Genomic DNA, 24,306 nt, shown 5'->3' with positions numbered 1-24,306 from the left:
CATGTCGGCAAAGCACCCCATCATCACCATCACCGGGTCGTCAGGCGCCGGCACCACCTCGGTCAAGCGCATCTTCGAGCTGATCTTCCGGCGCGAGAACATCGACGCCGCCTTCATCGAGGGCGATGCCTTTCACCGCTACGACCGCGCCACGATGAAGGTCAAGGTGGCCGAGCAGGAGAAGGCCGGAAATCCGAACTTCACCCACTTCCATGCCGAGGCCAACGAGCTCGCAATCCTCGAAGAGGTGTTTGAGGAATATGGCCGCCGTGGAACCGGCAAGACCCGCACCTACATCCATGACGAGGACGAGGAGAAGCAGTACGGCACGCCGCCGGGACAATTCACCGAATGGCGCGAATTCCCGCCGAGCGACCTGCTCTTCTACGAGGGCCTGCATGGCTGCGTCGTCACTGACAAGATAGACCTGGCCAGGCACGCTGACCTCAGGATCGGCGTGGTGCCGGTCATCAATCTCGAATGGATCCAGAAGATCCATCGTGACCGGGCAACCCGCGGCTATTCCACCGAGGCGGTGATGGACGTCATCCTGCGCCGCATGCCGGACTATGTCCGCTACATCGTCCCGCAGTTCTCGCAGACCGCCATCAACTTCCAGCGCGTGCCGATCGTCGACACGTCCAACCCGTTCATCGCCCGCTGGATCCCGACGCCCGACGAATCGATGCTGGTCATCCGCTTCGCCAATCCGCGCGGCATCGATTTCCCTTACCTGCTTTCGATGATCCACGACTCCTTCATGTCGCGGCCGAATTCCATAGTGGTGCCAGGCAACAAGCTCGATCTTGCCATGCAGCTGATCCTGACGCCGCTCATCCTGCAATTGATCGAACGCAAGAACCGAGTGTCGTGAGGAGGACGCCATGAACAGCCAAGCAGCAGCCCTGAAGCCCGTCGCCGCCGTCTCGGAGCGCGATATGGCAAATGCCATTCGCGCATTGGCGATGGACAGCGTCCAAAAGGCCAATTCCGGCCATCCGGGCATGCCGATGGGCATGGCCGACGTCGCGACGGTGCTGTTCGGCCGCTTCATCAACATCGATCCGTCGGCGCCCAACTGGCCTGATCGCGACCGCTTCGTGCTTTCGGCCGGGCACGGCTCGATGCTGCAATATGCGCTGCATTACCTGCTCGGCTACGAAGACATGCCGATCGAGCAATTGCAGCGGTTTCGCCAGCTGGGCAGCCGCACCGCCGGACATCCCGAATATGGCCATGCGCTTGGCATCGAGACGACGACCGGTCCGCTTGGACAAGGCATCTCGACCGCCGTCGGCATGGCGCTGGCCGAGCGCATGCTTGCTGCCCGCCACGGCGCCGATCTCGTCGACCATTTCACCTACGCGATCGCCGGCGACGGCTGCCTGCAGGAAGGCATCAGCCACGAGGCGATCGACCTTGCCGGTCACCTGAAGCTCGCCCGGCTGATCGTCTTCTGGGACGACAATGCGATCTCGATCGACGGACCGACTTCGCTGTCGACATCGATGGACCAGCCGGCCCGGTTCGAAGCCGCTGGATGGCATGTCCAGTCGGTGGACGGCCACGACACCGAAGCCGTCGCTGCGGCAATCGAATCCGCGCAGCAGTCGGACCGGCCGTCGCTGATCGCCTGCCGCACGGTGATCGGCAAGGGCGCGCCCAATCTGGGCGGCTCGGAAAAGACGCATGGCGCGCCGCTGGGCGATGCCGAGATCGCCGCGACGCGCGAGAACATCGGCTGGGCCTGCGCGCCGTTCGAGGTGCCGGACGACATCCTTTTCGCCTGGCGCGAAATTGCCGAGCGCGGGCAAGCGGCGCGGCACGCCTGGGAGCAGCGGCTTGCCGCTTCGCCGCAGCGCGAGGCCTTCGAGCGTGCGGTCGCCGGCGCCCTGCCCGACGCGGTCTTCGAAGCGCTCGGCGCTTTCCGCAAGGAGCATGTCGAAAAGGCGACCAAGGTCGCAACGCGAAAAGCCTCCGAAATGGCGCTCGCCGCCATCAACGCCGCAACCGAGCTGACCGTCGGTGGCTCCGCCGATCTGACGCATTCGAACCTGACGATCACCAAGGGGATGGATCGCATAGCGCCTGGTGCCTATGCCGGCCGCTACATCCACTACGGCATCCGCGAGCATGGCATGGCCGCGGCCATGAACGGCATCGCGCTGCATGGCGGCTTCGTGCCTTATGGCGGCACCTTCCTGTGCTTCGCCGACTATGCGCGCGGCGCGATGCGGCTTTCGGCGCTGATGGGCCAGCGCGTCATCTATGTGATGACCCATGATTCCATCGGTCTCGGCGAGGACGGCCCGACCCATCAGCCGATCGAGCACCTGGCGATGCTGCGGGCGACGCCCAACCTCAACGTCTTCCGTCCGGCCGACATCATCGAGACGGCGGAGTGCTGGGAACTGGCGCTGAAGAGCAAGAACCGGCCGAGCGTGCTGGTGCTCTCGCGGCAGAACCTGCCGATGCTGCGCCACACACATAGCGACGAGAACCGGTCGAGCCAGGGCGCCTACATCCTGCGCGAGCCAGCCGGCCACCGCGCCGTGACGCTGATCGCCACCGGCTCGGAGGTCGAGATCGCCGTTGCCGCCGCCGAACGGCTGGAGGCCGAGCACGGCATCGCCGCCGCGGTCGTCTCGATGCCGTGCTGGGAGCTGTTTGAGGAACAGGATGCCAGCACCCGCAAGGCCGTCCTCGGCTCGGCGCCGCGCATCGCCGTCGAAGCCGCAGCACGGCTCGGCTGGGACCGCTGGATCGGCGATACCGGCGTGTTCGTCGGCATGGCCGGTTTCGGCGCCAGCGCCCCTGCCCCGGATCTCTACCGGCATTTCGACATCACGCCCGAAGCCGTCGCCGCAGCGGCGCTGAAGCTCATCATCTAGGAAGGACCCCAAAAATGGCCCGCATCACCCTTCGCCAGCTTCTCGACCATGCCGCCGAGCACGGCTACGGCGTTCCGGCATTCAACATCAACAACATGGAACAGGGCCTCGCCATCATGGAGGCGGCCAGGGCCTGCGACGCGCCGGTCATCATCCAGGCCTCGCGCGGCGCCCGCTCCTATGCCAACGACATCATGCTGGCCAAGATGATGGAGGCGTTGACCGAAATGCATCCGGCCATACCGCTCTGCATCCATCAGGACCACGGCAACAACGAAGCCACCTGTCTTTCGGCGATCCGCCACGGCTTCACCTCGGTGATGATGGACGGCTCGTTGATGGCGGACGCCAAGACGCCGGCGAGCTACGACTACAACGTCGCCATCACCGAACGTGTCGCACGCATGGCGCATTGGGTCGGCGCTTCCGTCGAAGGCGAGCTCGGCGTGCTCGGCTCGCTGGAAACCGGCCAGGGCGAGGCCGAGGATGGGCATGGCGCCGAAGGTGTGCTTTCCCACGACCAGCTTTTGACCGATCCCGATCAGGCGGTCGACTTCGTCACCGCCACCCAGGTCGACGCGCTGGCGATCGCCTGCGGCACCTCGCACGGCGCCTACAAATTCAGCCGCAAGCCCGACGGCGGCATCCTCGCCATGCAGGTGATCGAGGCGATCCACGAAAAGCTGCCCAACACGCATCTGGTCATGCATGGCTCTTCCTCGGTGCCGCAGGAACTGCAGGACGTCATCAACCGATATGGCGGCGAGATGCCCCAGACCTTTGGCGTTCCGGTCGAGGAGATCGAGCGCGGCATCCGCTACGGCGTGCGCAAGGTCAACATCGACACCGATTGCCGCATGGCCATGGCCGGGCAGTTCCGCCGCGTCGCGACGGAGGACCCGCGCGAATTCGATCCGCGCAAATTCCTGAAACCCGCCATGGATGCCCTGCGCGACCTTTGCCGCGATCGCTTCGAGCGCTTCGGCACCGCCGGCAACGCCTCGAAGATCAGGGTCATCGCCATGGACGAGATGGCCAAACGTTACGCCGCGGGAAAACTCGATCCGCAAATCGCAACCGCGAAAGCCGCCTGAGCGGCAAACAGGAGACCTGCCATGAACAAGATCGACATGCCGTCAGCTGGCACGCTCAAGGAAGGCAAGGAACGCTACAAGTCGGGCGTCATCCCCTACAAGAAGATGGGCTACTGGGAGCCGGACTACCGGCCCAAGGAGACCGACCTGATCGCCATGTTTCGGATCACGCCGCAGCCAGGCGTCGACCACGAGGAGGCGGCGGCCGCCATCGCCGGTGAATCCTCCACCGCGACATGGACCGTGGTGTGGACCGACAGGCTGACCGCCTGCGAGCTCTACCGCGCCAAGGCGTTCAGATCCGAGCCGGTGCCGAACACCGGTCCCGGCACCAAGACCGAGCAGCAGTACTTCGCCTACATCGCCTACGACCTCGACCTGTTCGAGCCGGGCTCGATCGCCAACCTGACGGCATCGATCATCGGCAACGTGTTCGGCTTCAAGGCAGTCAAGGCCTTGCGGCTCGAGGACATGCGCATTCCGGTGGCTTACCTGAAAACCTTCCAGGGCCCGGCGACCGGCATCGTGGTGGAACGCGAGCGGCTCGACAAGTTCGGCCGGCCGCTGCTCGGTGCGACGACGAAGCCGAAGCTTGGCCTGTCAGGCCGCAACTATGGCCGCGTCGTCTACGAGGCGCTGAAGGGTGGCCTCGACTTCGTCAAGGACGACGAGAACATCAACTCGCAGCCCTTCATGCACTGGCGCGACCGCTTCCTCTACTGCATGGAGGCCGTGAACAAGGCGTCGGCCGCCACCGGCGAGGTCAAGGGCCATTATCTCAACGTCACCGCCGGCACGATGGAGGAGATGTACGAGCGCGCCGAATTCGCAAAACAGCTTGGCTCCTGCATCGTCATGATCGACCTGGTCATTGGCTACACGGCGATCCAGTCGATGGCCAAATGGGCACGCCGCAACGACATGATCTTGCACCTGCACCGCGCCGGCAACTCGACCTATTCGCGCCAGAAGAACCACGGCATGAATTTTCGCGTCATCTGCAAATGGATGCGGATGGCCGGCGTCGACCACATCCATGCCGGCACGGTGGTCGGCAAGCTGGAAGGCGACCCACTGATGATCAAGGGGTTTTATGACACGCTGCGCGAGGAGCGCACGCCGCAGAACCTCGAAACCGGGCTGTTCTTCGACCAGGACTGGGCCTCGCTCAACAAGGTGATGCCCGTCGCCTCGGGCGGCATCCATGCCGGCCAGATGCACCAGTTGATCCATTATCTCGGCGAGGACGTCATCCTGCAGTTCGGCGGCGGCACGATCGGCCATCCGGACGGCATCCAGGCCGGTGCGACGGCCAATCGCGTCGCCTTGGAGGCAATGATCCTCGCCCGCAACGAAGGCCGCGACTATCTCCGCGAAGGGACCAAAATCCTCGAACAGGCGGCCAGATGGTGCACGCCGCTGAAGGCGGCCCTGGAGACCTGGAAGGACGTCACCTTCAACTACGAATCGACCGACACGGCCGACTTCGTGCCAACCGCAACGCCCAGCTTCTAGACGAAAGGAACCGTCGCCATGATGACCAATCCGGGAAACAAGGTCACGCAGGGACAGTTTTCGTTCCTGCCCGACCTGACCGATGAGCAGATTTCGGCGCAGATCAAATACGCGCTGAAAAACCACTGGGCGGTCAGCGTCGAGTACACCGACGATCCGCATCCGCGAAATACCTATTGGGAAATGTACGGCAACCCGATGTTCGACCTGAAGGACCCGGCGGGCATCCTGCTTGAAGTCAACAACTGCCGCAAAGCCATGCCCAACATGTATGTCCGGGTCACCGCCTTCGATTCGAGCAAGGGCTGGGAAGCGCCGCGCATGTCGTTCATCGTCAACCGGCCGCCCAACGAACCCGGGTTCCGGCTGCTGCGCCAGGAGCGCGACGGCCGCAGCCAGGGCTATTCGATCGTGCCTTATGCGACCGACAGGCCCGAAGGCGAGCGGAGCTAGCCGAAACCATGCTGGACGCGATAGCAAAGGACACTGCCGCGCCGGACGCGCCAGTCGATCTGCAGGCCGAGTTCGAGGCGTCCAACATCGATGAGGTGCTGGGCAAGCTCGACCGCGAACTCGTTGGCCTGAAGCCGGTCAAGACCCGCATCCGCGAGATCGCGGCGCTGCTCCTGGTCGACCGGCTTCGCCGCAAGTTCGGCCTGGTCTCGGGCGCGCCGACGCTGCACATGAACTTCACCGGAAATCCCGGTACCGGAAAGACCACCGTGGCGCTGAGGATGGCCGAAATCCTGCATCGTCTCGGCTATGTCCGCGAAGGCCACATGGTCGCGGTGACGCGAGACGATCTCGTCGGCCAGTATGTCGGCCACACCGCGCCCAAAACCCGCGAAGTGATCAAGCGCGCCATGGGCGGGGTGCTTTTCATCGACGAGGCCTACTATCTCTACAAGCCCGAGAACGAACGCGACTACGGCCAGGAATCGATCGAAATCCTGCTGCAATGCATGGAAAACAACCGTGACGATCTGGTTGTGATCCTTGCCGGCTACAAGGACAAGATGGACCGCTTCTTCAACAGCAATCCCGGCATGCGCTCGCGCATCGCCCACCACCTCGATTTTCCCGACTACGGCGTCGGCGAGCTCAAATCGATCGCCGAGATCATGCTGGCGGAACAGAATTATCGTCTCAGCGAGGCGGCGGCCAAGGCGCTCGAAGAGTATCTCCCGATCCGCATGCGGCTGCCGCATTTCTCCAACGCTCGCTCGGTCCGCAATGGGCTCGACCGGGCGCGGCTTCGCCAGGCCAACCGGCTTTTCACGTCGCGCGACCGGGTGTTGACGAAGACCGACCTTATCACCATTGAGGAATCCGATATTCGCGGCAGCCGCGTATTCGCGGAAGGCAAGCTCGAAGGCGAACCGGAAACGAAGGCGCGCTGACAAGATGACGCCGGTTGGTGTGCAGCGACCGGAAACCGAAGACGGAATGGAGCCGACGACCATGGGTACCAAGACAATCATCGCCCCCTCGGTGCTTTCTGCGGATTTCTCGCGGCTCGGCGACGAGGTCGAAGCGGTCGTCCGGGCGGGCGCCGACTGGATCCATCTCGACGTGATGGACGGTCATTTCGTGCCCAACATCACCTTCGGTCCGCCGGTGATCAAGGCGATCCGCGATCGAACCGACAAGGTCTTCGACTGTCACCTGATGATTGCGCCGGCCGACGCCTATCTCGCCGCCTTCGCCGATGCCGGCTGCGACATCATCACCGTGCATGCCGAGGCCGGGCCGCATCTCGACCGTTCGCTGCAGGCGATCAGGAATCTCGGCAAGAAGGCCGGCGTGTCGCTGAACCCGTCGACGCCGGAAAGCGTCATCGAATATGTGCTCGACCGGCTCGATCTGGTGCTTCTGATGACGGTCAATCCGGGCTTCGGCGGCCAGGCGTTCATTCCGGCGGTCGTCGACAAGGTCAGGCGGGTCAAGGCGCTGATCGGCAATCGCCCGATCGACATCGAGATCGACGGCGGCGTCACCCCCGAGACCGCTCCGCTGGTCACCGCGGCCGGCGCCAATGTGCTGGTCGCCGGCTCGGCCATCTTCAAGGGCGGCGCCGAGGCGGCCTATCGCGCCAATATCGGCGCCATCAGGCAGGCAGCCGACGGCGCGATCCGGAAAGCCGCGTAAACCATTTCATCGGAGGACAATATGGGGGCAATCCCACCTGTCTGCGATTTCGGCTGGCAAGCCATCGATGCCGTCTTGCCCGGCGTCGACGGCAAATCGCATTCGATCTTCAGCCACGCCGGTCCGAACGGGCTGGTGGTGGCCTTCATCTGCAACCACTGCCCTTACGTGAAGGCGGTGATTTCCCGCATCGTCCGCGATGCCAACGACCTCAAGCCCGAAGGCATCGGCTTTGTCGCGATCAACTCCAACGATGCCGACGCCTATCCGGATGATTCCTTCGACAACATGAAGCTCTTCGCCAGGGCGAACGGCTTCACTTTCCCCTACCTCCACGACGAGCGCCAGACGGTGGCGCGTGCCTATGGAGCCGTTTGCACTCCGGATTTCTTCGGGCTCAACAGTGAATTGACGCTGCAATATCGCGGCCGGCTGGACGCGGCGCGACGCGACGCCGGACCGCCCGGACTAAGACGCGACCTTTTCGAGGCGATGAGACAAATTGCCCGAACCGGCGACGGACCGCTGGACCAGATCGCTTCGATCGGCTGCTCGATCAAGTGGAAGGATGCTGCATGAACGTCGGCGCAGGCAGGCGGTTTCGATCGCCGAAAGCGATCCTGTTCGACCTCGACGGCACGCTGGTCGATTCGGCGCCTGACATAACCGCCGCCGTCAACGAGCTGCTGGCCGGCCGCGATCTGCCGCCGCTGCGCCTGGAACAGGTCAGGGCGATGATCGGCGGCGGCGTCAGGAAACTGATCGAGCGCGCCTTCGCGGCATCCGGCGCGCCGCTTCTCGGCAGCGCGCTCGATGAAGCCAACCGCGTCATGGCGCCGATCTACCGCAGACATCTGACCGGCCTGACAAGGCTGATGCCCGGCGTCAGGGAGGTTCTCACCCACTTCCATTTGAGCGGAATAGCCATGGGCGTGGTGACCAACAAGCCGCAGCTGGCGGCTCGCGAAATCCTGCTGCATTTCGGGCTGACGGAGCATCTCGGCGCGATCGTCGGCGGAGACGCGGTAACTTGCCTGAAACCGGCGCCCGACGCTCTGCTGCTGGCGCTCGACCAGCTCCAGGTCGAACCTCGCGACACGCTGATGGTCGGAGACAGCGGCGCCGACGTGGCCGCCGCCCGCGCCGCCGGCATGCCGGTCATTCTGCTGCGTGGCGGCTACACCCAAACTCCCGTTGAAGAGCTTGGCGCCGACCTCGTTTGCGACAGCCTGCTTGATCTGCCTTCCGCCATGCTGCAAGACGCCACTTGACCGGCGCCCAACCGCCCAGGGCGGGCGCCGGCCGAACGCAGTTTCGAACGGCCGGCGAAGTCGGGCTACTTCCTGCGGAAGAACCGGTTACTTCCTGCGGAAGAACCGGGCTATTTGGAGAATTGCTTCAGATAGGCGATGACGTTGGCGAGATCCTCGTCCTTCTTGAGACCGGGAAACGCCATCTTCGTGCCTTTGATCATGGCCTTGGGATCGCGAAGATAGGTCGTCAGCGTGGCTTCGTCCCATTTGACGCCGGATTTACCCGCCTCGGTCATCGGTTTGGAATATTTGAACCCCGGATGCGTGCCGGCCGTCCGGCCGATAACGCCGCTCAATGACGGACCGATCTTGTTCTTGTCCTCGTCGACGACGTGGCAGGCCTTGCATTTGGCGAAGACCTTCTCACCCGCGGCGGCATCCTGTGCCTGCGATTGGTTTGTCATGAACGTCGCAACGGACACGACGGCGAAAAATGCGACTGCACGCATGGCATTTCCTCATTGATCGTCAAGGTGCCCTGGACGATTTGCGCATGCCTTTGTCTGATCATCGGCATGCGTCGTTTTATGCAGAGCGAAAACGTCTCCCTTGTGGAGTTGCAGCGCCTGCATCCTGGAAGCTACCCAGCAGATGAGCGATGTCAACCATGCAGCGGTTCGCACAGGCAATCGCTTCGGACAAAGGAGCGCGTCCAAGTCGTATTGGCGACTGTCGACGTCGGCGCTGCCCCTCATCCGCCTGCCGGCACCTTCTCCCCGTATAGTGACGGGGCGAAGGGGGCTGGCCGCAACGCCGGCGCCCTTTCTGCAGCGCTGGAGATTGGCGAAATCCAATGCGAAGGCGTCTTTCTCCCCGTCACTATACGGGGAGAAATGCCCGGCAGGGCAATGAGGGGCAGCGCAAACGGAAGCGATTGTCTTGCGGCCGCTCACGCCCCGCCCCGAGGCGGGTTTTGTTTCAGGTATCGGCGACCTCCCCCGAAGTTCAGAGCGCGGTCGGCTCCGGTAGACCCAATCCATTCGCCTTTGTTGACGGCCATCGGGCGAACGCGTAGCCTCAACCATTCCGGTTTTCCATGGGCACCTCGGGACTCCGGCAGTTGGCGATTTTGTCCAGGTTCGCGGATCGGGCCGGATTTCGCCAAAGCGGGCGTCTTCAAGCGCGCAAGAGGTGCTGAATGGATATGGTCGACCTCATCTTGATGGTTTGCCTGATTGCCAATCCGGGCAATTGCCGAGACGAACATCTCTATTTCGAGAGCCGCGGCTCTCTGTTCCAATGCATGATGCTGGCGCCCACCGAAATCGCGAAATGGTCGCAGGAACACCCGACCCTCAAGGTCAGGCGCTGGAAATGCGCTTTCCCGAACAAAGACCGTGCGATCTGATCGGCGCCCGGCCTGTTATGGCCCCGGGAGGAGACATCATGATGATTTCGCGTCGAGGAACGCTCCGGCTGGCAGCTCTTGGAACAGCCGCAGCGGTTGTCCCAAAGCCCTCCTTCGCCACGAACAGGGTTCGCATCGGTGTGCTAAAATTCGGCACCGTGAGCTGGGCGCTTGACACGCTGAAGCACCACAGATTCGACGCAGCCAACGGCATCGATCTGGAGGTCGTCGATTTCGCCGGCGAGGATGCGACCAACGTCGCCATGCTGGCCGGCGCGATCGACATGATCGTCTCCGACTGGCTGTGGGTCTCGCGCCAGCGCTCCGAAGGCGTCGACCTCACATTGGTCCCCTATTCGACCGCCGTCGGGGCGATCATGGTGAAGGAGGGAGTGCCGATCCGGACGATCACCGATCTCAGGGGAAAAAAGCTCGGCGTCGCCGGCGGACCTCTCGATAAAAGCTGGCTGCTGATCCAGGCGCTGGCCAGACGCGATCACGGCCTCGACCTGCCGGCAACCAGCGACATCGTCTTTGGCGCGCCGCCGCTGATTTCGGAAAAGGCGATGCAGGGCGAGCTCGATGCGGTGCTCAATTTCTGGCATTTTTGCGCCCGGCTCGAGGCCAACGGCTTTCGTCGGCTGATCGGCGCCGATGCTGCGGCGAAAGCGCTCGGGGCCTCGGGCGCCGTATCGGCGCTCGGCTATGTCTTTCATGACAAATGGGCGAACGAACATCCGGACGCTATCGGGGGCTTCATCAAGGCTTCGGCGCAGTCCAAGGACTTGCTGGCCAGATCCGACGATGAGTGGCTGCGCCTTGCGCCTGTCATCCGCGCGCAAGGCGAGGAACTGGCAAAACTGCGTGACCGCTATCGCGGGGGCATTCCCAGACGCCCCGTCGCCGAGGATGCGGCCGACGCCGGCAAGCTCTACCGCGTGCTGGCCGAGATCGGCGGCGAAAAGCTGGTCGGCCGCGCGCCCGAGATGGCGCCCGGAACGTTCTGGCAGGTACCCCCGCAATGAGCGCACCTGATATCGGCGATCGCCCGCCTGGCGCTGCGGTCGGCATGTCCAGCCAATCCGGCCTGGCAGCGGCGCTGACACCGGTGCTGACGGTCGCGGCCTCTCTGTTCGGGCTAGGCCTGCTGTGGGGCCTTGCGGCAAATGCCTGGCCGAGCCGTGCCTTTCCAGGGCCGGGACTGGTCTGGCAGGTGCTGCTCGCAGAGGCGGCGAACGGCGATCTTTTCTACCATCTCGGCGCGACGCTCGGCCGGGTTGCCGCGGCATATGTCGTCGCGATGGTTGCTGGCTCGGTCATCGGCGTGCTCCTCGGTAGCCACCGCCGCGCAGACCGGTTCTTCTCTCCCTGGGTGGTCCTGTTCCTCAACATTCCCGCGCTGGTCGTCATCGTGCTCGCCTACATCTGGTTCGGCCTCAACGAAGCGGCGGCGATTGGCGCGGTTGCCGTCAACAAGATCCCGAATGTCGTGGTGACGATGCGCGAAGGCGCCAGGGCGCTTGATCCGAGTTACGCCGAAATGGCCGCCGTCTACCGCTTTGGTCTCCTCGACCGCATTCGCCATGTCCTGCTGCCGCAACTGCAGCCCTATCTTGCCGCCGCCTCACGATCCGGCATCGCTCTCATCTGGAAGATCGTCCTGGTGGTCGAACTGCTCGGCCGCTCCAACGGCGTCGGCTTCCAGATCTATCTTTATTTCCAGCTCTTCGACGTCGCCGCCATCCTTGCCTACACCCTGGCTTTCGTGGCGGTGATGCTTGTCATCGAACTCTTTCTGGTGCAGCCCGTTGAACGACATGCAACCCGTTGGCGGCGTCGTCCCGCTTAGGGTCGACATCGCCGAAAAGACCTTCAGGTCCGCGCAAGGCGTCTCGATCAAGGCGCTCCAGGACCTCTCCTTCGAGGTCCGGCAAGGCGAATTCGCCTGCTTGCTGGGGCCGTCCGGCTGCGGCAAGACCACGACGCTGCGCATCCTGCTTGGGTTGGACAAGGACTTTTCCGGCTCGTTCCAACTGCCCGAAGGCGGCTCCGACCGGATCGCCGCCGTATTCCAGGAGCCGGTCTTGCTGCCGTGGCGGACGGTAGAGCAGAATGTCAGGCTGGCGCTGCCGAAAAGCCTGAGGACGAAAAAACTCGATGGGCTGTTCGACACGCTCGGCCTCGCCGGCATGCGCTCGCTCTATCCGGCCGAGCTTTCGCTTGGCCTTGCGCGCAGGGCAGCGCTTGCCAGGGCCTTCGCCACCGAACCGGCGGTGCTGTTCCTGGACGAACCCTTTGCCTCACTCGACGAACGGACCGCCGAGCGGCTTCGGCACCTGCTTTTGACCGTGTGGTCGGCGCGGCCCACGACCGCCCTGATGGTAACCCACAATCTGCGCGAGGCCCTGATGCTGTCGGACCGCATCATCGTGCTCGCGCAACGGCCGGCCCATGTGCTCGGCATGTTCGACGTAAAGCTGCCGCGGCACTATCGCAATCCACAGGTGATGAGCGACCTTTTGCGGTCGTTCCAGCAAAAATTTCCGGGCGTGGCCTGATCGCCTTGCAGTTCGGAATCGGGAGGAAGCCATGCCGATCGACAGGATACGACGCAAGCTTGTGAACGGCTTCGCCTGCACCGCGGTCAGCGCCGCGATGCTGCCCTGTTGCCTCGGGCGATCCGCTCTCGCCGCAGCCTACGGCCTTGAATTCAAGCTCAGGAAAGTCGCCGACGGCGTCTTCGCTTTCCAGGGCGTCGATGAATTGATGAGCGCCGCCAACCAGGGCGCGATCTCCAACCTCGGCGTCGTCGTCGGCACCGACGCCGTCGCCGTCATCGACAGCGGCGGCAGCCTGATCGAGGCGAACGCCCTCATCGCCGCGATCGGCAAGATAAGCGCCAGCCCGGTCCGCTACCTGATCAACACCCACATGCACCCCGACCATGTCTTCGGCAACGCGGCGTTCCGGCAAATCAGCGCCACCATCGTCGGCCACCACAATCTGCCGCGCGCGTTCGAGGCGCGCGGCGCCTTCTACCTGCAGAGCTTTCGCGAACAGATCGGCGACGCGCTCATCAAGGGGATCGAGATCATACCGCCGACGATACTGGTCGACGACCGCCTGCAGCTCGACCTTGGCGGACGCGTGCTCGAATTGCAGGCATGGAAGGCGGCTCACACCGACAACGACCTGACCGTCTTCGACAGCGCGACCCGCACGCTGTTTGCCGGCGATCTGGTTTTCATCGGTTCCGTGCCGACGCTGGACGGATCGCTGCTCGGCTGGCTTCGCCAGATGGATGCGCTCGCCGCGATCGGCGCAGTGCGCGTCGTGCCGGGTCATGGCCCGGTGCCGGCCGACTGGCCGGCGGCGCTGACGGCGCAGCGGCGCTATTTCGAAATTCTGGCGCGCGATATTCGCAAGGCGATTGCCGACGGGATGCCGCTCCGCGACGCCGTCAAGACCGCCGGCGCAAGCGAACGGGGCAATTGGCATCTGTTCGACGACTACAACGAGCGCAATGCAACAGCCGCCTTTGCCGAACTCGAATGGGAATAGATCACAGCGACAAGCGCTGTGGATCGATTTGCCAACGCATCGTCAAGGGTCTATCCTCGACTTCGGCCTGGGCACCACCTCTTTGACATTGGTGGAGGCATCGAAATGCAGAACCACGCTTACCGGAGCCGGCAGCTCGGCTTGCCGCTTGCAACCGTCTTTGCCGCGATTCTCGTGGCCGTCGGCGCGCTCATTGGCGCCTCCGGCGCCGCCAACGCCCAGCAGACAACCGCCTCTTCGGACAGGATCTGGCAGGATCTGAAAGGCGACGTGTTCGGCGATCGGGCAATTCTGGTCGATAGCGGCGTCGTCAGGATCGAGGCGCCGAAGCGGGCGCAGGATGCCGCCATCGTGCCCGTCGACATCTATATCGACCCGGCCAAGGCGCCCGCCGGCATCAAATCCGTCACCTTGATCATCGACGTCAATCCAGCGCCGGTGGCGGCGACGTTCGAGATCGGCAAGGACGCCGGCGTGACGCATCTGTCGACGCGCGTGCGCGTCGATGACTATTCCTATCTGCGCGCCATAGCAGAGACACAGGGCGGCGAGCTTCACATGGCCCAGACCTTCGTCAAGGCGTCGGGCGGATGCTCCGCCCCGGCGCTCAAGAACCAGGACGAGGCGATGGCGACAATGGGGCAGATGAAGCTGCGCCAATTCCCGCCGCAAGAGACGATGACAAAGGCGCAGGAATTGCAGCTGATGATCCGCCACCCGAACAATTCGGGCCTGCAGCGCAACCCGCTGACCCAGTATTTCATCCCCGCGCATTTCGTTCAGAAACTGTCGATCTCGCAGGCAGACCGGCTGATCCTGTCGATGGAAGGGGGGATATCGATTTCGGAAGATCCCAATTTCCGGTTCGATTTCACCGCGCACGGCACTGGCCAAATCCAGGTCGAAGCGATCGATACGGATGGCAAGGTATTTCGCAATCAATGGCCGCTGGAGGCTACGGGACTCTGAAGCCTCGAAACCGTATGCAGCTGCTGTCGGCGGTCTTATACGGCGTCTAAAAGCAGCGCACGTCGGCTTCCGCCTGCGCGCGCTTCAGTTCCGTGCCTGCGGCTTTTGCCGGCGCGCTTTCGCGGAACAGTCCCGAACGCTCCCCTGTCGTCAGGGACATGCTCTTGAAGGTCTCGGCCCTTTCATAATCCTCGAATGGAAGGATCGAGGCGATGACGTCGATCGAGCAGGAACAGCTCTCCAGCGCCTGACGTGTCTGGCCATTCGTCTGCATGCAGCCGAGCACATAGTCGACAACCGTCACCGTCGGATAATCTGAGGCGGCGCCGGCCGGATTGGCGAAGGCCAGGGCCGACGTGAACAACAGCGGCAAGCTCGAAAAGCCGACGAATCTGATCATGGGGAACCTCCGATTGGCCCGGAACGTGACAGATCGAGCCCGCTGGATCGAGACGGATCACCGCACCAGTTGGCCTCGCGAAACCTAGCCAGTCAAGTTCTCATGCAGGCCATATAGTACCAAAGGACAGGGCCGTCCCGGCCGGCAAAAGGCCACCCCGACAGCACGAACATCGGCTCCGAATCCTGGTGCTGAGATTGATTTCAGGTCTCCTCCACTATCGCCAGAGGGAGCGACGCGCGCATACTTAAAATCATACGCTACAACTAATATTCCCAAATAAAAATCAATACATTTCGCCCAAAAAATACGCAAAATTTAACCACTTATATAAATCTCGCTTCATCCACAGTCGATCAATAGCTTTCTGTTCGGGTTTTTTCATATCTATTTCTCTATATTGCAGTGCAACATAGACGGAAGTGATTTTTCTTGCCTTCCGTCTGGGGATGACATAGCTTCATCCTGTTTCCGGCTTCAAGGGCGTCACCGTCATTAGGGAGCGGCGACAGTCTTTCGTAGGCCAAGTGGGATGGGCAGTAACGGTGCCCTCTGCTCATTCGGCTTAGGTCGTGACACGCTGCCGGAAATACTTCCCCCACATGAATCGCTTGGGCAAGCCCTGGTGGGCTCAACGGACGATTCGTCATTGTGCACCCTGGGAGGACTTTGATGCGTGTATTAGCGAAAACTGCCTACCTACTAACGACCGCGGCGCTCATGTCGTTCGGCGCGGTCCACATGACGTCGGCCAATGAAGAACTGATGAAAATGGCCGAAAACCCCAAGGACTGGGTGATGCAGACGGGTGACTACGCCAACACCCGCTTTTCCAAGCTCAACCAGATCACCAAGGACAATGTGAAGAACCTGCAGGTCAAGTGGACCTTCTCCACTGGCGTGCTGCGCGGCCATGAAGGCGGGCCGCTGGTCATCGGCGATGTGATGTATGTCCACGCGCCGTTCCCGAACACCGTCTATGCTCTCGATCTCAAGAATGACGGAAAGATCCTCTGGAAATACGAGCCCAAGCAAGACCCGAATGTTATTGGCATCATGTGCTGCGACACGGTCAACCGTGGCGTCGCCTATGGTGACGGCAAGATCATCCTCAACCAGGCCGACACCACCGTCGTGGCGCTCGATGCCAAGTCCGGCAAAGTCGCCTGGACGGTCAAGAACGGCGATCAGATCGACGGCGGAAAGGGCGAATCCGGCACGTCGGCGCCTGTGGTCGTCAAGGACAAGGTTATCGTCGGCATCTCTGGCGCCGAATATGGTGTTCGCGGCCACATCTCGGCCTACAATCTGTCGGATGGCAAGCTTGCCTGGCGGGCCTATTCGACGGGACCCGATGCAGAAACCCTGATCGATCCCGAAAAGACTACCCATCTCGGCAAACCAGTCGGCGCGGACTCGGGCACGAACACCTGGGAAGGCGAGCAGTGGAAGACCGGTGGCGGCACGACTTGGGGATGGTACGCCTATGATCCCAAGCTTAACCTGATCTACTACGGCACCGGCAATCCATCGACCTGGAACCCGGTCCAGAGGCCGGGCGACAATCGCTGGTCGATGACGATCATGGCTCGCGATGCGGATACCGGGATGGCCAAGTGGCTCTACCAGATGACCCCGCATGACGAGTGGGATTTTGACGGCGTCAACGAGATGATCCTTGTCGACGGCATGGACATCAAGGGAGCCAAGCGCGATGTGCTGGTGCACTTCGACCGCAATGGCTTTGCCTACACCATGGATCGCGCCAATGGCGAGCTTCTCGTCGCCAAGAAATACGATCCGGCGGTGAACTGGGCGACGGAAGTCAACATGGACCCCAGCAGCGACCAGTACGGCCGCCCGCAGGTCGTGGCCAAATATTCGACCCAGCAGAACGGCGAAGACACCAACTCGACGGGCATCTGCCCGGCCGCGCTTGGAACCAAGGACCAGCAACCGGCGACCTATTCGCCGAAGACCGGTCTGTTCTACGTGCCGACAAACCATGTCTGCATGGACTATGAGCCCTACAAGGTGAGCTACACCGCCGGTCAGCCTTACGTGGGCGCCACCGTGTCGATGTATCCTCCCCCTGGAGCCGACCACATGGGCAACTTCATTGCCTGGGATGCTGCCAAGGGCGAGATCGTCTGGTCCAAGCCCGAGAAGTTCTCGGTCTGGTCGGGCGCGCTGGCGACCGACGGCGACGTCGTCTTCTACGGCACGCTCGAGGGCTACATCAAGGCGGTCGATCATGACGGCAATGAACTCTACAAGTTCAAGACCCCGTCCGGCATCATCGGCAACATCAACGCCTACGAGCATGGCGGCAAGCAATACATCGCCGTTCTGTCCGGCGTCGGCGGATGGGCGGGTATCGGTCTGGCAGGCGGACTGCTTTCGCCCGACAACGCCGCTGCCTGGCATGGCGCCGTCGATCAGGGCCGTGCGCAAGGCGACGAGGCTGCGGTCGTTGGGACTGCCGGTCTGGGCGCGGTCGGTGGCTACGCAGCACTTGCCGACTACACGACGCTGGGCGGCCAGCTCACCGTCTTCGGTCTCCCGGACTGATATACGGGAGCACGCCTCGGGCTTGTGAGAAGACCAAGGCTTGAAAAGCGAGAGCCCGGATCACCGGAAAGGCCAGGACCGGGCTCTCCACTTCGCCGCGCACTCAAACATCGATCAATGCCGCTTCACGACAGCAAGACCGTGTGCAGGCGAAATCAAGAAATGAAGGAAGTACCTGAATGTCCGTTCGCATTGTAATTTCCGCTCTCGCTCTGGCGCTGCCTCTGGCGTGTTCAAGCCTCGCACAAGCCCAGGACAGCGCGGAAAAAGCCAAGGCAGTGACGGAAGAAGGCGGCAAGCATTTCGACGCGGAGGGAAACCCGACCTTCAAGATCGAAAACGGAGCCGTCGACTGGTACACGTTCAGCGGTTACCGCCGGTATCACTCCGATTGCCATGTCTGTCACGGACCGGACGGCACCGGTTCGAGCTATGCACCGGCCCTGCTCAACAGCCTGAAAACAATGGATTACGCCACCTTCATCTCGATCGTCGCCGAGGGCCGCAAGAATGTCGGCGGCGGCAAGGAAAATGTCATGCCTGCCTTTGGCGAAAACAAGAACGTCTATTGCTACATGGATGATCTCTACGTCTATCTGCGTGCCCGCGCCGACGGCGCGGCGCCCCGCGGCAGGCCGCCGAAGAAAGCAGACAAGCCACAGGCAGCGAAGGATGCCGAAGCATCCTGTATGGGTGGATGATATGATTGGCCGTGACGCGTTGAAGCTGTGTTTTGTCCTGCCGATGCTCGGCGCACTCGCCTTGCTGCCTCCGAACGCCCAGGCGCAGGACGCCGGCCTTGGTGCCGCGGGCGAACTGGTCGACCCGGACATCCTGCGCGTCTGCGCCGATCCTTCGAACATGCCCTTCACCGACAAGAGCGGCGAAGGCTTCGAAAACCGGCTGGCCGACCTGGTTGCCGCGAAAACCGGCCGAAAGTCCGTCGCCTATACATGGTTTCCTGTTGTCGCCGGCTTCGTGCGCAACACGCTGGCCGCCAACCGATGCGACATCATCATGGGCTATGCCCAGGGCGATGAACTGGTGCAGAACACCAACGCCTACTATCGCTCGTCCTATGTGCTGGTGCACCCGAAGGGCAACGGCATGGAAGGCGTCGAGACCATCGAGGATCCGAAACTCACCGGCAAGAGGATCGGCGTCGTCGAAAGCACACCGCCGACTGCCAACATGGCCGCCAACAAGCTCATGCGAACGGCAAAAATCTATCCGCTGGCGGTGGATACCCGCCTCACCCCTTCGATGGGGGAAGTCATGATCAAGGACATGCTCGCCGGCAAGATCGATGCGGCGGTCATGTGGGGACCGATGGCAGGCTACTATGCCAAGCAACTCGGCGCCGATCTCACGATCGTTCCGCTGGTGAAGGAGAAAACCGGCTCGCGCATGTCATACCGCATCACCATGGGCGTGCGTCCATCCGACCAGGAATGGAAGCGGACGCTCAACCGGGTGATCAGTGAAAACCAGGCGGAGATCACCAGGATCCTGCTGGACTACGATGTGCCGCTGATCGACGAACACGACAATCCGATCACGCAATGACGAGAAACGTATGAAGGGTATTAAGGGAAAGGAGACGATTTTGCTGGTCGCCGCGGGCCTTCTGGGGCTGACCGAACCGATGTGGGCTGGCGATATCGCCGAGCCCGGCGGCTACCGGATGGACGAATATCGGGCGCCGGTGCCGCAGACGCTGCAGGGCGCGAGGGTCGTGACGACGGTGGAGGCGGAGGCGCTGTGGCGGGAGAAGAAGGCGGTGTTCTTCGACGTCATGCCGAACACGCCGAAGCCGGCCAATTTGCCGGCAGGAACGATTTGGAGAGCCAAGGTCAGAAAGGACATCCCAGGCAGCACCTGGCTGGCCAATGTCGGTTACGGCGCTATCTCCGAGGAAACCGCCAACTATTTTCGCCAAGGCCTCGCGGCCGCAGCCGGTCCCGACAAGTCGCGTGCCATTCTGTTCTATTGCATGACGAATTGCTGGATGTCGTGGAATGCCGCGAAACGGGCCATCGAATGGGGCTACAGTTCGGTGATCTGGTATCCGCCCGGCGCCGATGGATGGGAAGCTGCAAACCTTCCGCTGGAGGAAAGGAAGCCTTATGTGATTAGCAATTGAGCATGAGCATTGTTATTTTCTTGTTTTTCGACTTTTCAGAACCTGCCGTTTCATTTGTCCATTTTGAGAGCTGATGGACGAGCCATTGCAATGGTGCCCAGCAATGGTTGACTGAGAAAAGGATCGGCCCCTTCGGGCTGGTAGAAGAGGAGATATGCCATGAAGAAGAGCTGGACGAAACCGACCATGTGCCAGGTTGCTGCGGGCTTCGAGATTTCGCGGTATCTGCCTGCTGAAATTACTCCCAAGAAGTAGGCCGCAGAGGTGCGTGTCCCCGGCAACGGGGACACGCACTGTCTTGCCGCGCGAGGTCTTGGTGAAAGGCTTTGACGCGTTCAATGCGGGCGCGAAGCCATTCGTGGTCGAAGATTTGCTGTTGGTTGAACAGGCCGCAGAGCGGGCATTGCAATGCGCTTGAAGATCATCGGCTCGGCGGCAGGCGGCGGCTTTCCGCAGTGGAATTGCAACTATCGCCTGAGCCGCGCGGCTCGCACCGGGATGGCTGGCGTGCATTCGCGAACCCAATCAAGCATCGCCGCCTCAGTGGATGGGGCCGGCTGGGTTCTCTTCAACGCCTCGCCCGATATTCGCCAGCAGATTGCGCAAACGCCTGAATTGCAGCCCGCGCATGATGCGCCGTTGCGTTCGACGCCCATCCGCGCGGTGGTGCTGACCAATGCCGATGTCGATCATGTCGCCGGCCTGCTCAGCCTGCGTGAGCGGCAGCCCTTCGCTATCTACGCAACGACACAGGTTCTGGCGACGCTGGAGGCGAATTCGATCTTCAATGTCCTCGATCCGGCGCTCGTGCCGCGACGCATCTTGCCGCCGGCTGAAGAACTGGCGATCTGCGACGCAGACGGCCACGACACTGGCGTGACTGTCGAGAGTTTTCCCGTGCCCGGCAAGATAGCCCTCTATCTCGAGGAAAGAAGCCGGCCGGATGCCAATTTCAATTCCGACGCCGGCGACACGATCGGCGTCCGAATCGGCGGTGCCGGCAGTCGCGGCTCCGTCTTCTACATCCCGGGCTGCGCGCGCATCGATGCGGCCCTGCGCACGCGCCTGGCCGATGCCGCCTGTGTCCTGTTCGATGGCACGGTCTACAGCGACGACGAGATGATTGCCGCCGGCGTCGGCCAAAAGACCGGTGCGCGCATGGGGCATCTGGCCATGTCGGGAGACGATGGGTCGATCGCCGGCCTGGCCGAGTTGAGGATCGGCCGCCGTGTCTTCGTCCACATCAACAACACCAATCCGGTTCTGGACGAGAATTCCGCCGAACACGCAGCGGTCAAAGCGGCTGGCTGGGAAGTCGCCCGCGACGGCATGGAGATGGAATTTTGAGCGATTTCCACGACGCGGCCAGGAACGGCCTGTCCTCCAGCGAGCTCGAAGCCGTGCTGCGGCAGGTCGGTGCCGAGCGCTATCACAACCGCCACCCTTTCCATCACAGGATGACCAGCGGCGCGCTGTCGAGGACCGAGATGCAGGCCTGGGCGCTGAACCGCTATTGCTACCAGGCCGTCATCCCGCGCAAGGATGCCATGATCCTCGCACATGCGCAGGACCCGGCGTTTCGCGCCGCCTGGCGCAAACGCATCGAGGACCATGACGGCGAGGACGGCTGGAGCGGCGGCATCGCGCGCTGGCTGCATCTGGCGACCTCGCTCGGCCTCGATGCCGATGACGTGAAGAGCGAAAGGCTGGCGCTGCCGGCAACACGTTTTGCGGTCGGCGCCTACCTCGCCTTTTGCACGAACCGGACGCTGTTCGAGGCTGTCGCCTCGTCGCTGACCGAGATGTTCTCGCCACTCATCATCGGTGAGCGGGTCCCGGCGATGCTGGCCAAATACGATTACATTACCGAGGATACGCTGGCCTATTTCAGCCGACGGCCCGAACAAGCCTCGCGCGACGCCGACTTCGCCCTCGCCTACGTGCTCAGCCATGCCGACACTGCGGAACGCCAGCAGCAGGCGATCGATGCGCTGGTGTTCAAATGCGATATACTGTGGGCCATGCTCGACGCGCTTCAACACGCTTATGGCGAGCCGGGAAACATACCGCCCGGCGCCTTCCGTCCGGAGCCAGCCCGATGATGGCGCTGCGCGAAAGAGCCCTGGTATCACCGCGATCGGTGCCATCGCTGCCGAAGCACGTGCGCATACAGTACGACCCCGTGCGGCAGGCGTTCGCCGTGCTTTCGCCGGAAAAAATATTTTGGCCGAACGATATCAGCCTCGATATATTGCGCCGCTGCGATGGACGATCCACGGTCGGCCACATCATTGCCGGCCTTGCCGCGGATTATGACGCCGAACAGGAGGCGGTGGCGGCCGACGTCGTCGCTTTCCTGCAAGAATGGTCGGACAAGCTGCTGGTAAAACTATGAGCGAGCCCCTTCTTCCTCCGATCGGCATGCTGGCGGAACTGACGCATCGCTGCCCGCTGCAATGCCCGTATTGCTCCAATCCGCTCGAATTGCTGAAAGCCAATCGCGAACTCGATACACAGACCTGGCTTGGCCTGTTCTCGCAGGCCGCCGATCTCGGCGTTCTCCAGGTGCATCTGTCGGGCGGTGAACCGACGCTGCGCCGCGACCTCGAGCAATTGATCGCCGGGCTTTCGGCGCGCGGCGTCTACACCAACCTGATCACCGCCGGCGTCGGCATTGCCGAAGGCCGCATCGAGGCATTTGCCGAAGCCGGGCTCGACCATCTGCAACTGAGCTTTCAAGGCGCACGGCCGGCGACCACCGACCGCATCGGCAATCACAAAGGCGGCCACGAAAAGAAGCTGGAGACGGCACGCCGCGCCCGCGCGGCCGGCCTGCCGCTTACCATCAACGCGCCGATCCATCGCCACAACATCGAGGAAGTGCCGGAATTCATCGAGCTGGCGCTTTCGCTGGGCGCGGAGCGGCTCGAGATCGCCAACGTGCAGTATGCCGGCTGGGCGCTGACCAATCGCGATCAACTGATGCCCGAGCGTGCTGCGGTCGACCGTCAGGCGGAGATCGTCGCGGCGGCGCGCGAACGGCTCACCGGCATCATGAACATCGATTTCGTCACGCCGGATTATTTCGCCATCTACCCCAAGCCGTGCATGGGCGGCTGGGCGCGCGACGCGTTCATGGTGGCGCCGGACGGCACCGTGCTGCCATGCCATGCCGCACAGACCATCCCGTCGCTCAGTTTTGAGCGTTTCGGCCCGCGCAGCCTGGCCGAAATCTGGACCGACTCGCCGGCATTCAACGCCTTTCGCGGCACCGACTGGATGCAGCAGCCCTGTCGCAGCTGCGAACGGCGTGAGATCGACTGGGGCGGCTGCCGCTGCCAGGCGATGGCGATTGCCGGCGACGCCGCCGCGACGGACCCGGCTTGCGCGAAATCGCCGATCCATGCGCGCATGGCCATGCTGATCGACGAAGCCCAGCGTGCTGCGGCAATTCCTTCGAACGACGAACAATTCGTCTACCGGCGGATCGGCGTCGTCACCGAGCCCGCCTGATCTCTTCCCCGGTTTCGCGCTGGCGCACCGCGTCGGCGAAGGCCAGTGCGTCGCGATTGACGGCAACGTTGTGGACGCGAAAGATCGAAGCGCCCTTCAGCCGCAGGATGACGCTTGTTGCCGCTGTGCCGACGTCTCGCCCCTCGTCACTTTCGCCGACCAGGCGACGGGCAAGGCGCTTGCGTGACGTGCCGACGAGCAATGGAAAACCGAGCGCGCGCAATTCACCGAAGCGAGCCATGAGCTCGAGGTTTTCTTCGCCGTCCTTGGCGAAAGCAAAGCCGGGGTCGAGCACGATCCGCTCGTCCGGGATGCCGGCGTCGCGCGCGATCTCCAGCGATCTGTTCAGGAACAGGAACTGGTCGGCGATCACATCCGCCAGTTTTTCGCGGCCGCGCCCGGTGTGCATGATGACCAGGCCGGCGCCGGTTTCCGCCGCAACCTGCGCGATGTCGGGTTCGCGCTGCAGGCCATGCACGTCGTTGACGATATGCGCGCCCGCGGCGACCGCCAGCCGCGCCGTCTCGGCCCTGTAGGTGTCGACCGAAACCAGGCTGCCGCCGTCGGACGACAGCGCCTCGACGACCGGCAGGATGCGCGCTTGTTCCTCGCGCGCCGAAACGGCACCGGCGCCGGGCCGGGTGGATTCGCCGCCGACGTCGATGATCGCCGCGCCCTCGCCGATCATGCGCCGCGCCTGCTGCAGCGCCCGCTCCGGCCGGTCGAATTCTCCCCCGTCGGAAAAACTGTCCGGCGTGACGTTCAAAATCCCCATGAGCAACGATTTCGCGCCAAGATCGAGATGCCGTCCATGAGCAAGCTGCCAGCGCGTCATGCGTC

The 24,306-nt window shown here is 62.8% G+C and carries 27 protein-coding genes; 23 read left to right on the top strand and 4 right to left on the bottom strand.

Annotation, left to right across the window (positions count from 1 at the left end; genetic code table 11):
• The first annotated feature begins 1 nt into the window (after position 1).
• The 9 genes from BQ8794_RS04920 (at position 2) to gph (ending at position 8,919) form a co-directional block, all read left to right on the top strand.
• Entirely contained in the window at positions 2 to 874 is an 873-nt protein-coding gene (locus BQ8794_RS04920) for a phosphoribulokinase (protein WP_077373871.1), read from the top strand.
• A gap of 10 nt (positions 875 to 884) precedes the next feature.
• A complete protein-coding gene (gene tkt / locus BQ8794_RS04915) occupies positions 885 to 2,891 on the top strand; it encodes a transketolase (RefSeq protein WP_077373868.1) in 2,007 nt (668 codons plus the stop codon).
• Between the two features lie 14 nt (positions 2,892 to 2,905).
• Complete coding sequence (gene fba, locus BQ8794_RS04910; RefSeq protein WP_027151308.1) at positions 2,906 to 3,985, top strand: class II fructose-bisphosphate aldolase; 1,080 nt, start codon at positions 2,906 to 2,908, stop codon at positions 3,983 to 3,985.
• Between the two features lie 21 nt (positions 3,986 to 4,006).
• Positions 4,007 to 5,500 carry a ribulose-bisphosphate carboxylase large subunit gene (locus BQ8794_RS04905; RefSeq protein ID WP_077373865.1) on the top strand — a complete coding sequence of 498 codons (1,494 nt, stop codon included), beginning with the start codon at positions 4,007 to 4,009 and terminating at the stop codon, positions 5,498 to 5,500.
• Between the two features lie 18 nt (positions 5,501 to 5,518).
• Positions 5,519 to 5,953: a ribulose bisphosphate carboxylase small subunit gene (locus tag BQ8794_RS04900; protein WP_023797690.1), complete on the top strand. Its 435-nt coding sequence runs from the start codon at positions 5,519 to 5,521 to the stop codon at positions 5,951 to 5,953.
• 8 nt (positions 5,954 to 5,961) lie between these two features.
• Positions 5,962 to 6,900, top strand: a complete 939-nt coding sequence (cbbX, locus tag BQ8794_RS04895) for a CbbX protein (protein WP_077373862.1) — start codon at positions 5,962 to 5,964, stop codon at positions 6,898 to 6,900.
• A 61-nt stretch (positions 6,901 to 6,961) separates the two neighbouring features.
• Positions 6,962 to 7,648: a ribulose-phosphate 3-epimerase gene (gene rpe / locus BQ8794_RS04890; RefSeq protein WP_077374289.1), complete on the top strand. Its 687-nt coding sequence runs from the start codon at positions 6,962 to 6,964 to the stop codon at positions 7,646 to 7,648.
• Positions 7,649 to 7,669: 21 nt separating this feature from the next.
• The gene (locus BQ8794_RS04885) at positions 7,670 to 8,227 is read left to right on the top strand and encodes a thioredoxin family protein (protein WP_077373859.1); all 558 of its coding nucleotides are present in this window, start codon (positions 7,670 to 7,672) and stop codon (positions 8,225 to 8,227) included.
• Positions 8,224 to 8,919 carry a phosphoglycolate phosphatase gene (gene gph, locus BQ8794_RS04880; protein WP_077373856.1) on the top strand — a complete coding sequence of 232 codons (696 nt, stop codon included), beginning with the start codon at positions 8,224 to 8,226 and terminating at the stop codon, positions 8,917 to 8,919. The genes BQ8794_RS04885 and gph overlap by 4 nt, the downstream gene beginning before the upstream one ends.
• Positions 8,920 to 9,029: 110 nt before the next feature.
• Here the strand turns inward: gph and BQ8794_RS04875 are convergent, their stop codons facing one another.
• A complete protein-coding gene (locus BQ8794_RS04875) occupies positions 9,030 to 9,410 on the bottom strand; it encodes a c-type cytochrome (protein WP_077373853.1) in 381 nt (126 codons plus the stop codon).
• Positions 9,411 to 10,099: 689 nt separating this feature from the next.
• On the opposite strand from BQ8794_RS04875, the gene BQ8794_RS04865 reads away from it, so the two are divergent.
• The 6 genes from BQ8794_RS04865 to BQ8794_RS35505 all read left to right on the top strand — a co-directional run bounded on the left by BQ8794_RS04865 (position 10,100) and on the right by BQ8794_RS35505 (position 14,839).
• Positions 10,100 to 10,309, top strand: coding sequence for a hypothetical protein (locus BQ8794_RS04865; protein ID WP_077373850.1), 210 nt, complete (start codon positions 10,100 to 10,102; stop codon positions 10,307 to 10,309).
• A 38-nt stretch (positions 10,310 to 10,347) separates the two neighbouring features.
• The gene (locus BQ8794_RS04860) at positions 10,348 to 11,334 is read left to right on the top strand and encodes an ABC transporter substrate-binding protein (RefSeq protein WP_077373848.1); all 987 of its coding nucleotides are present in this window, start codon (positions 10,348 to 10,350) and stop codon (positions 11,332 to 11,334) included.
• A 44-nt stretch (positions 11,335 to 11,378) separates the two neighbouring features.
• A complete protein-coding gene (locus tag BQ8794_RS04855) occupies positions 11,379 to 12,158 on the top strand; it encodes an ABC transporter permease (RefSeq protein WP_077374286.1) in 780 nt (259 codons plus the stop codon).
• A complete protein-coding gene (locus BQ8794_RS04850; protein ID WP_077373845.1) occupies positions 12,127 to 12,867 on the top strand; it encodes an ABC transporter ATP-binding protein in 741 nt (246 codons plus the stop codon). The genes BQ8794_RS04855 and BQ8794_RS04850 overlap by 32 nt, the downstream gene beginning before the upstream one ends.
• 31 nt (positions 12,868 to 12,898) lie before the next feature.
• Positions 12,899 to 13,870, top strand: a complete 972-nt coding sequence (locus BQ8794_RS04845) for a quinoprotein relay system zinc metallohydrolase 2 (RefSeq protein ID WP_077373843.1) — start codon at positions 12,899 to 12,901, stop codon at positions 13,868 to 13,870.
• A 105-nt stretch (positions 13,871 to 13,975) separates the two neighbouring features.
• Positions 13,976 to 14,839 carry a quinoprotein dehydrogenase-associated SoxYZ-like carrier gene (locus tag BQ8794_RS35505; protein ID WP_077373840.1) on the top strand — a complete coding sequence of 288 codons (864 nt, stop codon included), beginning with the start codon at positions 13,976 to 13,978 and terminating at the stop codon, positions 14,837 to 14,839.
• A gap of 46 nt (positions 14,840 to 14,885) precedes the next feature.
• Here the strand turns inward: BQ8794_RS35505 and BQ8794_RS04830 are convergent, their stop codons facing one another.
• The gene (locus tag BQ8794_RS04830; RefSeq protein WP_077373837.1) at positions 14,886 to 15,239 is read right to left on the bottom strand and encodes a hypothetical protein; all 354 of its coding nucleotides are present in this window, start codon (positions 15,237 to 15,239) and stop codon (positions 14,886 to 14,888) included.
• 672 nt (positions 15,240 to 15,911) lie between these two features.
• Between BQ8794_RS04830 and BQ8794_RS04825 the strand changes: the two genes are divergently transcribed.
• The 4 genes from BQ8794_RS04825 to BQ8794_RS04810 all read left to right on the top strand — a co-directional run bounded on the left by BQ8794_RS04825 (position 15,912) and on the right by BQ8794_RS04810 (position 19,953).
• Positions 15,912 to 17,810 carry a methanol/ethanol family PQQ-dependent dehydrogenase gene (locus tag BQ8794_RS04825; protein ID WP_077373835.1) on the top strand — a complete coding sequence of 633 codons (1,899 nt, stop codon included), beginning with the start codon at positions 15,912 to 15,914 and terminating at the stop codon, positions 17,808 to 17,810.
• 179 nt (positions 17,811 to 17,989) lie between these two features.
• A complete protein-coding gene (locus BQ8794_RS04820; protein WP_077373832.1) occupies positions 17,990 to 18,511 on the top strand; it encodes a c-type cytochrome, methanol metabolism-related in 522 nt (173 codons plus the stop codon).
• A 1-nt stretch (position 18,512) separates the two neighbouring features.
• Entirely contained in the window at positions 18,513 to 19,376 is an 864-nt protein-coding gene (locus BQ8794_RS04815) for a quinoprotein dehydrogenase-associated putative ABC transporter substrate-binding protein (protein ID WP_244554857.1), read from the top strand.
• A 10-nt stretch (positions 19,377 to 19,386) separates the two neighbouring features.
• A complete protein-coding gene (locus BQ8794_RS04810; RefSeq protein WP_167378634.1) occupies positions 19,387 to 19,953 on the top strand; it encodes a PQQ-dependent catabolism-associated CXXCW motif protein in 567 nt (188 codons plus the stop codon).
• A gap of 50 nt (positions 19,954 to 20,003) precedes the next feature.
• On the opposite strand, the gene BQ8794_RS35500 is transcribed toward BQ8794_RS04810, so the two are convergent.
• Positions 20,004 to 20,141, bottom strand: a complete 138-nt coding sequence (locus BQ8794_RS35500; protein ID WP_023797673.1) for a hypothetical protein — start codon at positions 20,139 to 20,141, stop codon at positions 20,004 to 20,006.
• Positions 20,142 to 20,361: 220 nt separating this feature from the next.
• Here BQ8794_RS35500 and pqqB point away from each other — a divergent pair, with 220 nt between their 5' ends.
• From pqqB to pqqE, 4 genes are read left to right on the top strand one after another with little or no spacing between them, the layout of a single operon-like run.
• Positions 20,362 to 21,300: a pyrroloquinoline quinone biosynthesis protein PqqB gene (gene pqqB / locus BQ8794_RS04805; RefSeq protein WP_077373827.1), complete on the top strand. Its 939-nt coding sequence runs from the start codon at positions 20,362 to 20,364 to the stop codon at positions 21,298 to 21,300.
• Positions 21,297 to 22,055 (top strand): pyrroloquinoline-quinone synthase PqqC, encoded by a 759-nt coding sequence (gene pqqC, locus BQ8794_RS04800; RefSeq protein WP_077373825.1) that lies wholly within the window; start codon positions 21,297 to 21,299, stop codon positions 22,053 to 22,055. Before pqqB ends, pqqC begins: the two co-directional genes overlap by 4 nt.
• A complete protein-coding gene (gene pqqD, locus BQ8794_RS04795; RefSeq protein ID WP_244554856.1) occupies positions 22,055 to 22,348 on the top strand; it encodes a pyrroloquinoline quinone biosynthesis peptide chaperone PqqD in 294 nt (97 codons plus the stop codon). The genes pqqC and pqqD overlap by 1 nt, the downstream gene beginning before the upstream one ends.
• Positions 22,345 to 23,466 carry a pyrroloquinoline quinone biosynthesis protein PqqE gene (gene pqqE, locus BQ8794_RS04790; RefSeq protein WP_077373819.1) on the top strand — a complete coding sequence of 374 codons (1,122 nt, stop codon included), beginning with the start codon at positions 22,345 to 22,347 and terminating at the stop codon, positions 23,464 to 23,466. Before pqqD ends, pqqE begins: the two co-directional genes overlap by 4 nt.
• Here pqqE and folP read toward each other — a convergent pair.
• Positions 23,450 to 24,301, bottom strand: coding sequence for a dihydropteroate synthase (gene folP, locus BQ8794_RS04785; RefSeq protein ID WP_077373816.1), 852 nt, complete (start codon positions 24,299 to 24,301; stop codon positions 23,450 to 23,452). The genes pqqE and folP overlap by 17 nt on opposite strands.
• Positions 24,302 to 24,306 lie beyond the last annotated feature (5 nt).

Source organism: Mesorhizobium prunaredense (assembly GCF_900156895.1).
Lineage (GTDB): Bacteria > Pseudomonadota > Alphaproteobacteria > Rhizobiales > Rhizobiaceae > Mesorhizobium > Mesorhizobium prunaredense.
This window is presented reverse-complemented; position numbering and strand designations above follow the sequence as displayed.